Raw genomic sequence first — 14,210 nt, forward strand, 5'->3', positions numbered from 1 at the left:
TCGCGGGGACGCGTCCGGGCGGCTGGTGTGGATCAGGCGAGCAGCCGGTCGACCAGCCCGTCGAGGTAGTCAGGGGTGAGCGGGCCCGTGTCGAACAGGACGCGTATGTAGATCGGCGCCAGGAGATGGTCCAGCACCTCCAGGGCGTCGGGCGGGTCCTCGCCGCGGTCGCGGGCACGGTCGAGCATGGCCTGCAACTGCCTGGTGCGGTCGGCCAGGAGCGCGTCGCGCACCTGGAGGCCCTGCTGGCCCTCGCCCGACAGCGCGACGGCCAGCCGTACCACCGCCAGGCCGTCGGGTCCGGTGACCTCGCGAGCCACGTTGGCGGCGTAGGCGCGCAGGTCGCCTGCCAGGCCCCCGGTGTCGGGCATCGGCGACCGCGCGTTGAGCCGGGTCAGCAGCACGTCGCCGAGCAGGGCCTGGAGGTTGCCCCACCGGCGGTAGACGCTGGTGTCGGCCACGCCCGCGCGGGCCGCGACCTCGCCGACGGTGAAGTTTCCGTAGCCGCGCTCGCCGACCAGGTCGGTGACGGCCTGGTGCACCGCCGCGCGGAGCCGGGCACTGCGCCCGCCGGGCCGCCTGGCCCGCCCCTGCTCATCCATGCCCCCACCCTAACGCAGTTGAGAACTGCGTTAGGGTCTGTCTTAACGCAGTCGATAACTGCTTTTAGGGGGATCTGTATGAAGGCGTTGCTCACCCTGACCTGCGCGGGTCAGTTCATGGTGCTGCTCGACAATACGATCGTCGGCGCCGCCCTGCCCGACATGCAGCAGCGACTCCACACCGGGCTGACCGGCCTGCAGTGGATCGTCGACGCCTATGTGCTGCTGGTGGCCATGCTGCTGCTGTCGGGCGGCGTCTTCGCCGACAGGTTCGGCCGCAGGCGGATGTTCCTGGCCGGGGTTGTGGTGTTCACGGCCGCGTCGGTGGTGTGTTCGTTCGCGCCCTCGATCGGCTGGCTGATCGCCGGACGGGTCCTGCAGGGCGTCGGGGCCGCAGCGCTGAGTCCCGCCTCACTGGCGCTGCTCGCCGCCGCGTACCCCGCCCCGAAGGAGCGTGTCAGAGCTATCGGGTTGTGGGCCGGGTTCAGCGGCATCGGTCTGGCCGCCGGACCGCTGGCGGGCGGGATCCTGGTGGAGTCCTTCGGCTGGCCCGCCATCTTCCTGGTCAACGTGCCCATCGGGGCGGTCCTGCTGCTGGCCGGGCTGCGCGTGCTGGGGGAGTCCCGCAACCCGGGCGCGCCGCCGATCGACGTCCCCGGCACGGTCCTGTCCGTCGCGGGCGTGGGCGCCGTGACCTACGGCCTGATCGAGGGCGGTTCCCGAGGCTGGACCTCGCCGGTGATCCTGGGCGGTTTCGCCGCCGGGCTGGTGCTCCTGGCCGCGTTCGTCGTGGTCGAGAGCCGGGTGCCGACGCCGATGCTGCCGCTCCGGCTGTTCCGTCAGCGGCTGTTCACGGTGTCCAACACGGCGATGGTCGTGGTCGGGTTCGCGCTGATGGGGTCGTCGTTCTTCTTCTCCCAGTTCTTCGTCTACGTCCAGGGCACGTCGATCCTGGTCGCCGGGCTGCGGACCCTGCCCGCCTCACTGGCCATGGTGATCGTCAGCCCCTACGCGGGCCGGTTCGCGGCCAGGTACGGCTTCCGCGCCGTCGTCAGCATCGGCCTGGCACTGGCCGGGCTGGGGCTGCTGGCGCTGGGCTTCGTCCACGCCGACACCGGCTACGGGAACGTGTGGTGGCGGCTGGCGGTCGTCGGCATCGGGTTCGCCCTCACCATGTCGCCGCTGACCGGGGCCGCCATCCAGGCGGTCAGCCCGCAGGAGGGCGGTCTCGCCTCGGGCGTCAGCAGCACCACCCGGCAGATCGGCGCGGTGCTCGGCGTGGCGGTGCTCGGGGCGATCGTCCACACACGGGAGTCCGGTGGCGCCTCCTTCGAGTCCGGTCTCAACATCGCCTTCCTCGCGGCGGGTGTCGTGACGCTGGGCTGCGCCGTACTCACCGGTCTGTGGTTGACCGCCACAAACCAGGACCGAACGGTCAGCGAGCCGTCGCTGACAGCTTCTCCCGGTCGGTCCACGTCGTGAACCACCCGGCGCGGCCGTGACGCAACCATGACGCGGCGCGGACGAGGCGAGGACACGGCCGATCGACAGTGGACGAGGTCGACCGGTGGCCGTCGGACAGAGGGCCACGGCGAGGATGATCGCGGAGAAGGAGAAGCATGACTGACGACGGGAACCGGGGCTGGCGTTCGCCGTCGCGGGTCACCGCCGGTGCCGCCGCGCTGATGATGGCCTGCGCCGGGCCTGCCGTCGCCGCCCCAGCGCAGGCCGGGAACGTGCAGAGGGCGATGGAGGAACTGGCCAGGGTTCCCGGGGTCGTGGGGGCGGTCGGCGGGGCCTACGTCGATGGGAGATCCATCGGGCTGGGCAGCGCGGGCACCCGGTTGCTGAACGGCGGGGGAGGGGCGATCCCCGCGAACGCTCGCTTCAGGATCGGGTCGCAGACCAAGGAGATGGTGGCCACCGTGGTGCTGCGACTGGTCGAGGAGGGCAGGCTGGGCGTGGACGACAAGCTCGGCCACCTGCTGCCGGTGGTGGTGAGCGAGGATCTGGTCGCGCGGGCCGACGAGATCACGGTACGGCAGATGCTCCGGCACACCTCCGGCATTCCCGACTGGTACGCCAAGGAGCCGAACCCGGACGGGAGCGAGGGGGACATCTCGTTCGACGTGTTCGACTTCACCACCCACTACCGGCCGCTCGACCTGGTGAGGTGGAGCCGCGACCGGCCCAGGACCGGGGAGCCGGGCGAGAAGTACTCCTACTCCAACACCAACTACACCCTCCTCGGCATGGTCGTCGAGAGGGTGACCGGCCACGGCCTGGCCACTGAGCTGCACAGACACCTGTTCGGCCCGCTCGGGATGACCAGGACCCACCTTCCCGTCAAACCACCGGAGGGCATCAGGGGGCCGCACGGCCACGGCTACTATCCCGACGCCAACGGCAGGCTGCGCGACGTGGACCGGTTCAACGCCAGTTTCGGCGGGGCGGCCGGAGGGGTGGTCTCCACCGCGCACGACGTGAGCGTCTTCAGGCGGGCGTTCTCCCAGGGCAAACTGCTGCCGCCGGAACTCCAGCGGGTCCTGACCGACCGGCTGCCCAACGACCCGCCGCCGGGTGGAGGCGGCCCCGCCTTCTGCGACGGCGAACTCGACGGCTTCTTCACGGGCGGGAGCACCGCCGGCTACCTCGCCATGACCTTCTACACGAAGGACGGCAGCCGCCAGCTCTCGATGTCGACCACCCTGAGCGTCAAGGACATCAACGGCCCGGCCGAAGGCATGTTCAAGGCCGTGGAGACCGTCTTCTGCCCATCCACAGCAGCAAGACGTGCTCTGCCACCGATCGGAGCCGTACGGCACGCCGCTGCCGCGAGGTAGTGGCGTCCCGGCCCTCCTCAGCGCCTCATCCAGATCCATCCCCTGCTGTCCTCGAAGGCCGAGCGCGGCCAGGGCGGTCTTCCCCGGCTTGACCACCGGCGGCCGTCCCAGTGCCACGCGTCCCCGTCCCGATCGAAGACCCAGACGTTGGTCGCGGACGTTCCGGAGACGACCTCGGGGTACCGCAGGCCCACCGGCGGGCGGGTGGAGCGCCATCCGTGTCCGTCCCAGTGCCACAGGCCGCCGCCGTATGGGCTGACGACCTCACCGTCGGTACCCACCGCCCACGCCTCGCCGGGCGCGACCGCGACGACCCTGGTCATCTCGGCGCCCCCAACGTTCGTCTCCGTCCACACTCCCGCGGACAGAGCCAGGCTCTCTTCGGTCGGAGTACCTCTCCCCGAAGGGTTCCGCGAGTCCGCGGCGCCGTCGGCTGAGCATCCCGCCGCGGTGACGCCCAGCACCGCGATCGCGACCAGTGGCCCGATCACGAGCGGACCGTACGGAAACCGTGCCATGGAGCAGGAACCTACACGCCCCGATCCGACCGGCCACGAGAACACCCCGCCCCTGAACGGCGTCGGTCACAGATAGGGCCCCAGGAGCAGCCGGGCGGCTCGTTCGCCCATCAGCAGGTGCGCCGCCGGGTCGGGGTGCAGGCCGTCGGGCAGCGCCCTGGCCTCGTCCGGCCCGAGGAGCTCGCGCCCGTCGAGGTAGCGCAGCGCCGGGTCGGCCCGGACGCCGACGACCTTGGCGAGCAGCGTGCGGACGCCCGTCAGGGTCAGCGCTCCGGCGCCCGGAGACCCCAGGGCGCGTTGGCGTCCGGTCTCCGGGTCGGGCGCTGTGGGTCCGGCCTTGGTCTCCAGTTCGGCGAAGGGGGTCGGTGAGACGAGCACGATCGGAGTGTCCGGATGGCCTTCGCGGATCGTGTCGAGGAAGCCGTGCACGGCGGGGACGAAGGTGCGCTCCCGCATCGACGCCCGCCCGACGATGTTGATCCCGACCTTGAGCGTGATCAGGTCGGCCGGGGTGTCCCGGATGGCGCGGGCGACCTCCGGATCGAGCATGGCGTTGCCACCGAATCCGAGGTTGGTCAGCGCGGCACCGGTCGTCAGAGCGGCGACGGCAGGCCAGGTCAGGGTCGGGGCGGGCGCCTCCGGGCCGTGGCTGACCGACGAGCCGTAGTGCACCCACGCCACGCCGGGCGGCGGGGTCGGGGCGAGCAGCGGCGCATCGGAGTCAAGCGTGCGCAGCTCGACCGCCGCGCTGTGCGGCAACCAGATCTCGACGTCCTTCTCTCCCTCGGACAGGTCGTCGAAGCGCACGGTCTCGGGAGGTCCCGGAATCAGCCGCGCGTTGGCGAGGTTGACGGTGAGGCTCAGCGCGTCTCCGGCCGTGGCCGGTACGCGGGCGAGCACGGTGCCGTCGATGGCGAGGTCGAACGACGCCGACAGCGGGCCCGCGCCCATTTTCGGCACGGTGACGTGTACGCCAAGGGCCAGCGACCGCGCTGCCGTGCGCAGGCGCAGGCGGACCCCGGCCGCATGCGAGACGACCAGGTCCATCCAGCCGTCGTGCAGGCGTGGCCGGGTCCAGGCAGGGAGCCGTCGTGGCCGGATCCCGTCCGGGGTGCGTTCCAGATCGAGCGCGCCGAGGATCGCGACCCGGTCGTCGGGCAGGCGGATGTGGTGGGTCATACGGTGTGCTCCCTGTCGTGGTCGAAGACGATCGCCGCCCGGATGCCGGAGTGCTCCGGTCCCTGTGTGACATGGCGTTCGGCCTGCTCGATCAACGGCACGCCCTGTCCTGCCTCAAGGTTCTTCCAGACCGTCGCGGCCTCGCCCGCGCTCGTCGCCCGCGCCAGGGAAATTTCCTCCGACCTCCAGCGGCCCCTCGCCGACGGGCTCGAACAGGACCCCGCCTTCGACGGCGACGCCCCGCTGTTCGCCGCCTTCTTCGTCGCCGGTTACACCGCCGTGCTGGTGGAGACCCCCCGGCGCCTGATCGCCGGAGACCAGGCCACCACCGCGCCCGCCTGCGACGCCTGTCCGACACCCTCAGCACGCCGTAACGCTGGCCGCTCGCCCTACACGGCTTGACGGACAGAGTCTGGGCAGGTCGTGCGCGGCCTCTTCACGGCGACAAGGCGCTGGTGCCTTCGTTCAAGGTCTACGGCGTCGATCAGGTCGCGTCGCATGTCGTGCACGGGCCGACCGGCGCCCCCGCGCCATCGACGGCGCGGGGGCTGGGGTGTTCCGGTGCCGGTCAGTTGTTGGGACGCCAGAGGGCGACCTTGCCCTCGGTCCACTCGACGCACCGGTAGTTGGAGGGGGCCAGCTTCAGGTCGATCTGGCAGGAGCGCCAGCCGGCTGCGGTGTTGGGGTAGAGCTTGATCGCGGTGCCCCAGGCGAGCGCAGGCCCGGCGCTGATCACCAGACCGGTCACGATCGCGGCAGTGGTGGCGCCGACGGCGGCGAGGCGACGGACGACAAGACGCTTCATATTGAGAGGATCCTTTCGTGGCGAAGGGCTCATCCTGCCCGCGAGAACGGTGCAGACGCGAATGACGACCACGACGCACTTCCTCACCACCAGGCCCCTGAGCAGGCAATAAGGCGCAAAGGCCGGTTACGGACTGACCGGATCGACCCGCAACCTGACCAGGTGATGCCTCCGGAACGCCCCCCGTCCGCCGCCAGACTGACGGGAGGCGTCCCGGAGGCATCACCTCCCTCCCCGAACTCGCGCGCAGATCGTCAGAAACATCCCGCACGTCGAGAACAACCGGGCCATCACCTCGCCAGTGGGATCGGCTACCAGGGCCCCGTCCACCGCCCTTGTCGTCATCGATGTGTAGGTCGTCAGGAACGCCCTGTAGCTGGAGCACGCCGTACGCCTCCTCGAAAAGGGACCACCGCTGACGTCGCCGCCCGCGAGGCGGGCTTCACCGTGGTCTTCGTCCAAGCGCTCACCCAGGCGGGAGTGCCGGTACGGCCCCGCCACGTCAGCGGCTATGCCGCGTAGCACCTGACCCGGCGCTACGCGTCGGAGAAGAGCAGGTGCGGGCGCGAAGGCGAACGGAATCGGCTGCCTGGCGGGCTCAGGGGGTGAGTTGGAGGAAGTGGGAGAGGACGAGGCCGGCGGCGCCGAGGAGGGTGGAGTCGTCGTGGAGGGCGGAGAACGCGATCTGCGGCTGGCTGCCCGGATGGGCGGCGGTGCGTTGCCGTACCCGCCACTCGATCTTGCCGCGCAGTGCTTCGCCGCCCGCGACCACGTCGCCGTGCAGGATGAACAGTCCGGGGGCGAGGAGCTGCTGGATGTTCGTGATGCCGACGGCGAGGTTGTCGACGTACCGGTCGAACAGCTGGGCCGCCCCGGGGTGGCCCTTGGCGGCGAGGCGGGTCAGCGGTCCGACCGTCAGGGTGGACGCCGAGGGCAGGTTGAGCCGGGCCGCCTCGTCGCGCAGCCAGCGGTGGGTGGCGATGGTCTCCCAGCAGCCGCGCTGGCCGCAGCGGCAGGGCAGGCCGTCGACCTGCACGATGCTGTGCCCGATCTCGCCGCCCGCGCCGCCCGGCCCGCGGTGCACCGAACCGTTCAGCACCAGTCCCACGCCGAGTGCCTCTCCGGCGTAGAGCGAGGCGAAGGTGGACAGCCCGCGTCCCTGCCCGAACCAACGGTCGCCGAGAGCCTGGACGCGCGGGTGCAGGTCGACGTAGACGGGCAGGCCGGTGCGGTCGGCGATGAGCGGGCCGATCGGCAGGCCCGCCAGACCGGGTGCTAGGTTGACCTGCACGATGGTGCCGCTGTCGGTGTTGACCATGCCGCCGACCGCGATGCCCACGCCGAGGGCGGCCGGTCGGTTCGGGGCGAACAGTTCGTCCAACGCGTCGGCGACCGCGTCGACGACCAGGTCGGCGTCGCGGGTGTCCGCTGGATACTCGCGGCTCGCCGTGGTCAGGATCGTGCCGCCCGCGCTGACGAGCGCGGTCTCGACGTGTCCGGGCAGCAGGTGGACGGCGGCGATGGGTGGGCTGTTGGGGGAGAACCACAGCGGGCGCGACGGTTTGCCACCGGCCGCGCTGCTGGGCTGGGGATCGCCCTCGGCCAGCATCTCGCTGTCGATCATCGGCTGCACGATGGAGCCGATCGTTGCCCGGCTGACCTCGGTGAGCCGGGCCAGGTCGGCGCGGGACAGCGGGCCGACGTCGTAGAGCGCCTGCAGCACCCGGGCGCGGTTCACCTGGCTGACCGTGTTCGGGGAGATCAGCGGCGAGTGAGGCCGGGGCGGCGGGGCCGTCGCCTCCGGGCGCGTCCACTCCGATTGCACGCTACAGTCCCTCCCGATCAAGACGGAACATCCAGGCGCCCAGAGCGGGCGTGGTTGCGCGTGATCTTTTTCCTACCGCAATATACGGGTCGTTCCGGCGATCGTCGCGTGGCATGTCGTCCTCCTCTGGGCGTCGGCTCAGCCGACGAGCGGGAAGGATCGGGACAGCACCAGACCGGCCGCGCCGAGCAGGGTGGTGCGGTCGTGGGCGGAGCCGAAGGTGATCTGCGGTTCGGCCACGGACCGCGTCGGAAGGTAGCTGCGTGCCTGCCGTTCGACGCGGCCGCGCAGCGCCTCACCACCGGCGATCACGTCGCCGTGCAGGATGAACAGGCCCGGGGCGAGGACCTGCTGCAGGTTCACCACGCCGAGGGCGAGGTTGCGGGCGTACTGCTCGAACAGCTCCTTGGCGTCGGCGTTGCCCGCGGCCGACAGGTCGGCCAGCAGAGCCGTGGTCATCGCCTGCGCGGCCGGTAGGTGCAGCCGGGCGGCCTCCTCGCGCAGCCAGTCGCGGGTGGCGATGGTCTCCCAGCAGCCGCGTTGGCCGCATCGGCAGGTTCGTCCGCTGATGTCGACGGTGGTGTGCCCGATCTCGCCGCCCGCTCCGGCAGGTCCGCAGTGGATGGCGCCGTTGAGGAACAGTCCCGCGCCGATCGCCTCGCCGATGTAGATGGACGCGAAGGACTGTTCGCCCCGGCCGGGGCCGGACCAGCGGTCGCCCACGGCCTGGGCCCGGGGATGCAGATCGAGGTGGACCGGCAGGCCGACCCGCTCGGAGACCAGGGGCCCGAGCGGAAGGCCGGAAAGCTCCGGCATCAGGTTGCAGGCAACGATGGTTCCGCTTGTCGATTCGACGATGCCGCCGACCGCGATGCCCACGCCGAGGGCCCGGGCCGTACTTCCCGCCAGGACCGTGTTGAGCTGGTCGACCACGCAGTCGACCACCGTGGCGGCGGGGGCGGTGACCAGGAAGCGTCCGCTTGAGGTGGCCAGCATTCTGCCGTCGGCGCTCACCAGTGCGGCCTTCACCCAGCCGGGCACCAGGTGTACGGCGGCCAGCGGTGGACTGTCCGGGGCGAACCACAGCGGCCGGGCCGGTTTGCCGCCGGGGGTGGCGCCGCGTTGCGGTTCGCCCTCCGCGAGCAGGCCGCTCTCAAGGAGGGGCTGCACGATCGACCCGATGGTGGCCCGGCTGACCCCGGACAACCGGGCCAGGTCGGCGCGGGACAGCGGCCCCAGGTCCTGGAGCGCCTGCAGTATCCGGCCCTGATTGACGCGCCCGGCTTTGACCGAGGTCATCAGGACGGTCGGCTGCCCGGGCCGGGGGGTCGTGCTAGGTGGCCACACCGCGCTGCCGTCCTCACCGAGTATGTATGGGCTCTTTACATACTGATTTGAGCACGGATGACGATGACCTGGCAAGTTGGGTGATCGACCCGAGACGTTGGAGCACAAACCCCAAAATGTTGCGGACCGAAACCTATTGACAGCACTAGGTATGTAGTTACCCTTAACTAACCTCGCGACTCTGACCCACCCCCGGCGAGGTAGAGCTTCAAGCAGGAAACGGTGCGACATGGAAGTAAGGCGTAGGGCTCAGCTGTTCTCGCTGTTGAGCGTCTGCACGGTGCTGACAGCCACGAGTTGCGCGGCGGGTGGTCCCTCCGCCTCGGGAACCACCCTTGACCAGACGAGCTGCGACAAGATCACAAGCGGGACGGCGGCCGGCGCGTCGCCGAACCGGCCGGGCGGAGGCGGCCAGAGCCTCAACGTCCAGCAGGCGTCGCTCGAAACCGGACTGCCCAGGACCACGACGAGCAGCAAGACCATCAGCTTCGTCGGCGGGGCCTACACCGGGACAACCGAGGCGTACTGGAAGGACCTCGCCGGCAAGTTCGAGGCGGCCAACCCCGGATACAAGGTCAACATCCGGATCATCGACTGGAACAACATCGACCAGCAGGTCAGCACGATGATCCAGACCAAGCAGTATCCGGACATCCTCAACCAGAACAAGTTCTCCGGTTGGGCCGCGAACGGGCTGCTCCAGCCGGTCGACTCGCTGGTCACCCCGACGGTCGGGAACGACTTCATCCCGTCGTTCAAGAAGAACAGCTACTACCAGGGCAGCCAGTACGGCCTGCCGCTGATCGCCAGCACCCGCGCCCTGTTCTACAACAAGGACATCTTCGCCAAGGTGGGGATCGACAAGCCCCCGGCCACCTGGGCCGAGCTGGTGGCCTCCGCGAAGAAGATCAAGGAGGCCGGATACACCGGATACGGTCTGCCGCTGGGCGGTGAGGAGAACCAGGGCGAGTGGTCGCTGTGGATGTGGTCCAACGGCGGCGACTGGAAGTCGAACGACCAGTGGAGCGTCAACAGCGAGCGGAACGTCCAGAGCCTGAACTTCCTGAGCTGCCTCGCCAACGTCTACAAGGTGACGCAGGCCAACCCGGGCCAGACGAACCGTACCGATGGCGTCTTCCGGCCGTTCGCCAACGGCCAGACCGGCATGATCATGGGTGCCAGCTTCGCTCCCAGCCTGTTCAAGCAGTGGAACTCCACCGTCAACTACGGCATCGCCCCCATCCCGGTGAACAACGGCACCGAGCCGTTCACCCTGGGCGTGCAGGACTACCTGGTGTCGTTCAAGAACCCGGGCAACACCGAGGCCGTGTCGAAGTTCCTGAACTTCTTCTACCAGACCGACAACTACGTGCGTTTCCTGACAAGTCAGGGGTTCCTGCCGACCACGCAGACGGCGTCCACCGCCCTGAAGGACGACCCCGATTTCGCGCCGTACCTGGATCTGCTGCCGATCGCGAAGTTCTACCCGTCGACCGACCCCGCCTTCCCGAAGGCACAGGGCACCCTTGAGGCACAACTCGGCACCGCGCTGACCCCGGGGACGGACACCAAGTCGGTTCTGGACCAGATCCAGACCGCGGCGACGCAGGGCAACGGCGGCTGACCCGTGACACCGAGGATGCGCCACCACACATGGCGGTCGCTGGCCTGGATCTCGCCGAGCGTCCTGCTCATCATCGCGGTGATCACGCTGCCCGCGCTGCGAATGGTATGGACGTCGCTGCAGCTCACCGATGAGACCGGGGTAAGCCACGGGTTCGCCGGGCTGGCCAACTACGAGCGTCTGCTCGCCGAACCGGCGCTGGTCAACGTGCTGAGCAACACGGTGGTGTGGGTTCTGCTCGTGGTCGGTGTGTCCATCGTCGTCGCGCTCGGCCTGGCGCAACTGCTGAACAAGCGGTTCTTCGGGCGGCGTCTGGTGCGCTGGGCGCTGATCGTGCCGTGGGCGACCTCGCTGGTGATGACCTCGACGGTGTGGCGGTACATGCTCGAAGGCGGCAACGGGATCGTCAACCGGTTCCTGATGGACCTCGGCGTGATCAGCGCCCCGATCGGCTGGTACCAGGACCCCCGGTACGCCTTCTGGTCGGTGGTCGCGGTGGGCATCGTGGTGACCATCCCGTTCACCACCTACGTCCTGCTGGCCGGGTTGCAGGCGATCGACCAGCAGGTCTACGAGGCCGGAAAGCTGGACGGCGCCGGTCCGTGGAAGACCTACCGGTACATCACCCTGCCGCTGCTCCGCCCGGCCCTGGTGATCGCCACGATCCTGGTCACCATCTACGTGTTCAACTCGTTCCCGGTGATCTGGGTGATCACCGGGAGCAACCCGGGGAACTTCTCGGACATCACCCTCACCTGGGCGTACAAGATCGCCTTCCAGCAGCAGCTGAACACCGGAGAGGGCGCCGCGCTGTCGGTGTTCAACGTCCTGATCCTCATCGTCGTTGTGCTGCTGTACCTGCGCGCGGTCAACGGCGACCGGGAGCGGAAGTCGTGGCTGGGCCGTACCTGGACCGCCCTGACCGAGCGGCTGGGCGAACGGTGGAGCAGGTCGGCGGGTCCCGCTCCGGTGAAGGTGTCCGGCCGGGTGCGCAGGAAGGTGTGGCCACGGGTGCGTCCGGTGGCGCTGCCGCTGGTCGGGCTGGTCGTCGCGGCGTTCTTCCTGGCACCGTACGCGGTGATGTTCCTGTCGTCGTTCAAGGACGGCGCCGAACTCTACGCGGTGCCCGCCACCTACCTGCCGCAGCACTGGGAGTGGAGCAACTGGGCGAACGTGTGGGACGTGCTGCCGCTCACCATGCTGCTGCGCAACAGCCTGATCATCGCGGCCGCCTCGACCGCGCTGGTCCTGGTGATCGCGGTGCCGGCCGCGTACTACACCGCGCGCAACCGGTTCACCGGCCGGACGGGCTTCCTGAACCTCGTGCTGATCACCCAGGTCCTCGCCCCGGTCGCCCTGGTCGTCGGCATCTACCAGGAGGTCATCTACGTCGACGGGGTCAACCAGTACTGGGCGATCGTCGTGGTCAACGCGGCGTTCAACCTCGCCTTCGTCACCTGGATCATGAACGGACAGTTCGCCGGCGTCGACGTCGCGATCGAGGAGGCGGCCATGATGGAGGGGCTCGGGCCGATGCGCCGGATGCTGCGCATCATGCTGCCGGTGGTGCGTCCGGGGCTGGTGACCGCGCTGGTCTTCACCTTCATCCAGGTGTGGAACGAGTTCGTCATCTCGCTGACCGTCTTCAACGACCCGACCCACGACCGGGTCACCCTGCCGGTCGGCATCCAGCAACTGGTCGGCCTCAACCAGACCAACTACCAGTACCTCTTCGTCGCCTCACTGATCGCGACGGTGCCCGTAGTGGTGCTGTTCATCACCATCGAACGGCACCTGGTGGGAGGACTGACCGCGGGGAGCGTCAAATGATCGAGTTGACCGCTGGGAACGCCGCCATCCGGGTGGACCCGGCCGACGGAGGTCGCCTGACGTCCCTGCGCGTCGGCGACGCGGAGCTGCTGGGCGCGGGTGGCCCGGGACCGGGCGGCCTGGACCGGATCATGCACGGCAGCTTCCTGATGGCGCCGTTCGTCGGCCGGTTGGAAGGGGCGCGGTTCACGTTCGCCGGGCGGGAGTGGGCGGTCCCGGCGAACCTTGCCCCGCACGCCCTGCACGGTCTCGTCTTCGACCGCCCCTGGACCGTGGACGGCCCCGCGGCCATCGGCATCGAACTGGACGAACGGTGGCCGTTCGGCGGCGCCGTACGACAGGATTTCGAGCTGACGCGGGACGCGTTGACGGTGCACGCGACGGTGACCAACGAACGCCGCGCCATGCCGGCGATCGTCGGCTTCCACCCGTGGTTCGCCCGCGGGCCCGAGTTCACCTACCGCTTCGAACCCGGCCTGCGCTATGTCTGCGACGAGGACGGCATCCCGCGGCATCTGTCCGCCTCCACCGGCCCGAGGCCGTGGGACGACTCCTTCACCGCCGTCGCGAGCCCCCCGGTCCTCCGTTGGCCGACCCTTGACCTGACCGTCGCCAGTGCGGCCAGCCACTGGATCGTCTGCGAGACCAAGGCCGACGCCGTCTGTGTCGAACCACTGTCCGGGCCGGTCAACGGCCTGAACACCAACCACTATCAGGTCGTCGAGCCCGGAGCGCCGCTGCGGTTCTCGATGACGCTGCGCTGGACCGCACGACAGCCAACCGACAGGAAGACAACATGACCGTCTTGGACTCGTTCTCGTTGCAGGACAAGGTAGCCGTGGTCACCGGAGCCAGCCGCGGCATCGGCCGGGCCCTGGCTCAGGCGCTGGGTGAGGCGGGCGCGGCGGTCGCGGTGACCGCCCGCACCTTGGAGGCGGCCGAGCGAGCGGCCCACGAGCTTCAGGCCTCCGGGATCACGGCGCTGCCGGTCGAGCTTGAGGTGACCGATCCGGCCCAGGTCGATCGGATGGTGGAACTGGTCGGCGAGCGACTCGGCCCCATCGACGTGCTGGTCAACAACGCCGGAATCAGCATCGGCCGGGCCGCCCTGGACACCCCCGACGAGCTCTGGCGCGAGGTGCTGTCCACCAACCTGGACGGAGTCTGGTACTGCAGCAAGGCGGTCGGCGCCCAGATGGCCACGCGGGGCGGCGGAAGCATCGTCAACATCGGCTCCATGTCGGCCATGATCGTCAACCGGCCCCGGTGGCAGCCCGCGTATCTGGCCTCAAAGGCGGCGGTGCACCAGCTAACCAAGGCCCTGGCCGCCGAATGGGCACCGTACGGCATCCGGGTCAACGCGCTCGCCCCCGGTTACATCCTCACCGAGGCGTCCCCGGTGGACCAGCCGGAGTACCGCGAATGGTGCGTCGAGCCCGCCGCGATGAAGCGGTACGGCCTGCCCGAGGAACTCGGCCCAGCCGTGGTCTTCCTGGCCAGCCGGGCATCAAGCTTCATGACGGGCTCGGTGGTGGTGGCGGACGGCGGATTCACCCTTTTCTAGTCCTGTGCTCGCCGAGCCGGTGGTCGGGGCGGGTCGCAGCAGGCCAATGCGCCACCGCACTCGTCCCTGACCC

Annotated in this window: 13 protein-coding genes; 7 read left to right on the forward strand and 6 right to left on the reverse strand. The window is 69.6% G+C overall.

Annotation, left to right across the window (positions count from 1 at the left end; translation table 11 throughout):
• Positions 1-32: 32 nt before the first annotated feature.
• Positions 33-602: a TetR/AcrR family transcriptional regulator gene (locus FHS44_RS09150; protein WP_184713546.1), complete on the reverse strand. Its 570-nt coding sequence runs from the start codon at positions 600-602 to the stop codon at positions 33-35.
• Positions 603-680: 78 nt separating this feature from the next.
• Between FHS44_RS09150 and FHS44_RS09155 the strand changes: the two genes are divergently transcribed.
• Both FHS44_RS09155 and FHS44_RS09160 read left to right on the forward strand, forming a co-directional pair.
• Complete coding sequence (locus FHS44_RS09155; protein ID WP_184713547.1) at positions 681-2,084, forward strand: MFS transporter; 1,404 nt, start codon at positions 681-683, stop codon at positions 2,082-2,084.
• A gap of 137 nt (positions 2,085-2,221) precedes the next feature.
• Positions 2,222-3,445, forward strand: coding sequence for a serine hydrolase domain-containing protein (locus FHS44_RS09160; protein ID WP_184713548.1), 1,224 nt, complete (start codon positions 2,222-2,224; stop codon positions 3,443-3,445).
• 17 nt (positions 3,446-3,462) lie between these two features.
• Here FHS44_RS09160 and FHS44_RS09165 read toward each other — a convergent pair whose 3' ends face one another.
• On the reverse strand, positions 3,463-3,936 hold the full coding sequence (locus tag FHS44_RS09165; RefSeq protein WP_184713549.1) for a hypothetical protein: 474 nt from the start codon (positions 3,934-3,936) through the stop codon (positions 3,463-3,465).
• Between the two features lie 93 nt (positions 3,937-4,029).
• Positions 4,030-5,142: an SGNH/GDSL hydrolase family protein gene (locus tag FHS44_RS09170; RefSeq protein ID WP_184713550.1), complete on the reverse strand. Its 1,113-nt coding sequence runs from the start codon at positions 5,140-5,142 to the stop codon at positions 4,030-4,032.
• 66 nt (positions 5,143-5,208) lie between these two features.
• Here FHS44_RS09170 and FHS44_RS09175 point away from each other — a divergent pair, with 66 nt between their 5' ends.
• The gene (locus tag FHS44_RS09175) at positions 5,209-5,544 is read left to right on the forward strand and encodes a hypothetical protein (RefSeq protein ID WP_184713551.1); all 336 of its coding nucleotides are present in this window, start codon (positions 5,209-5,211) and stop codon (positions 5,542-5,544) included.
• 166 nt (positions 5,545-5,710) lie between these two features.
• On the opposite strand, the gene FHS44_RS09180 is transcribed toward FHS44_RS09175, so the two are convergent.
• The 3 genes from FHS44_RS09180 to FHS44_RS09190 all read right to left on the reverse strand — a co-directional run bounded on the left by FHS44_RS09180 (position 5,711) and on the right by FHS44_RS09190 (position 9,119).
• Positions 5,711-5,947: a hypothetical protein gene (locus FHS44_RS09180; RefSeq protein ID WP_184713552.1), complete on the reverse strand. Its 237-nt coding sequence runs from the start codon at positions 5,945-5,947 to the stop codon at positions 5,711-5,713.
• Positions 5,948-6,545: 598 nt separating this feature from the next.
• Positions 6,546-7,772, reverse strand: a complete 1,227-nt coding sequence (locus FHS44_RS09185; RefSeq protein ID WP_184713553.1) for an ROK family protein — start codon at positions 7,770-7,772, stop codon at positions 6,546-6,548.
• A gap of 138 nt (positions 7,773-7,910) precedes the next feature.
• Entirely contained in the window at positions 7,911-9,119 is a 1,209-nt protein-coding gene (locus FHS44_RS09190; protein WP_221460617.1) for an ROK family protein, read from the reverse strand.
• Positions 9,120-9,399: 280 nt separating this feature from the next.
• Here FHS44_RS09190 and FHS44_RS09195 point away from each other — a divergent pair, with 280 nt between their 5' ends.
• Genes FHS44_RS09195 through FHS44_RS09215 form a run of 4 tightly spaced genes read left to right on the forward strand, consistent with a single transcriptional unit; the run spans position 9,400 to position 14,137 of the window.
• A complete protein-coding gene (locus FHS44_RS09195) occupies positions 9,400-10,743 on the forward strand; it encodes an extracellular solute-binding protein (protein ID WP_184713555.1) in 1,344 nt (447 codons plus the stop codon).
• 15 nt (positions 10,744-10,758) lie between these two features.
• Positions 10,759-12,573 carry an ABC transporter permease gene (locus FHS44_RS40810; RefSeq protein ID WP_246435383.1) on the forward strand — a complete coding sequence of 605 codons (1,815 nt, stop codon included), beginning with the start codon at positions 10,759-10,761 and terminating at the stop codon, positions 12,571-12,573.
• Complete coding sequence (locus FHS44_RS09210; protein ID WP_184713556.1) at positions 12,570-13,373, forward strand: aldose 1-epimerase; 804 nt, start codon at positions 12,570-12,572, stop codon at positions 13,371-13,373. The genes FHS44_RS40810 and FHS44_RS09210 overlap by 4 nt, the downstream gene beginning before the upstream one ends.
• Positions 13,370-14,137 carry an SDR family NAD(P)-dependent oxidoreductase gene (locus FHS44_RS09215; RefSeq protein ID WP_184713557.1) on the forward strand — a complete coding sequence of 256 codons (768 nt, stop codon included), beginning with the start codon at positions 13,370-13,372 and terminating at the stop codon, positions 14,135-14,137. The genes FHS44_RS09210 and FHS44_RS09215 overlap by 4 nt, the downstream gene beginning before the upstream one ends.
• The last annotated feature ends 73 nt before the right edge of the window (positions 14,138-14,210 follow it).

The organism is Streptosporangium saharense (assembly GCF_014203715.1).
GTDB classification, from domain to species: Bacteria; Actinomycetota; Actinomycetes; order Streptosporangiales; family Streptosporangiaceae; genus Streptosporangium; species Streptosporangium saharense.

What these genes read in the sequence shown, in the direction of transcription:
- FHS44_RS09150 (WP_184713546.1), bottom strand. Translation starts at nt 602, where the DNA reads ATGGATGAGCAGGGGCGGGCCAGGCGGCCCGGCGGGCGCAGTGCCCGG.
- FHS44_RS09155 (WP_184713547.1), top strand. Translation starts at nt 681, where the DNA reads ATGAAGGCGTTGCTCACCCTGACCTGCGCGGGTCAGTTCATGGTGCTG.
- FHS44_RS09160 (WP_184713548.1), top strand. Translation starts at nt 2,222, where the DNA reads ATGACTGACGACGGGAACCGGGGCTGGCGTTCGCCGTCGCGGGTCACC.
- FHS44_RS09170 (WP_184713550.1), bottom strand. Translation starts at nt 5,142, where the DNA reads ATGACCCACCACATCCGCCTGCCCGACGACCGGGTCGCGATCCTCGGC.
- FHS44_RS09180 (WP_184713552.1), bottom strand. Translation starts at nt 5,947, where the DNA reads ATGAAGCGTCTTGTCGTCCGTCGCCTCGCCGCCGTCGGCGCCACCACT.
- FHS44_RS40810 (WP_246435383.1), top strand. Translation starts at nt 10,759, where the DNA reads ATGCGCCACCACACATGGCGGTCGCTGGCCTGGATCTCGCCGAGCGTC.
- FHS44_RS09210 (WP_184713556.1), top strand. Translation starts at nt 12,570, where the DNA reads ATGATCGAGTTGACCGCTGGGAACGCCGCCATCCGGGTGGACCCGGCC.
- FHS44_RS09215 (WP_184713557.1), top strand. Translation starts at nt 13,370, where the DNA reads ATGACCGTCTTGGACTCGTTCTCGTTGCAGGACAAGGTAGCCGTGGTC.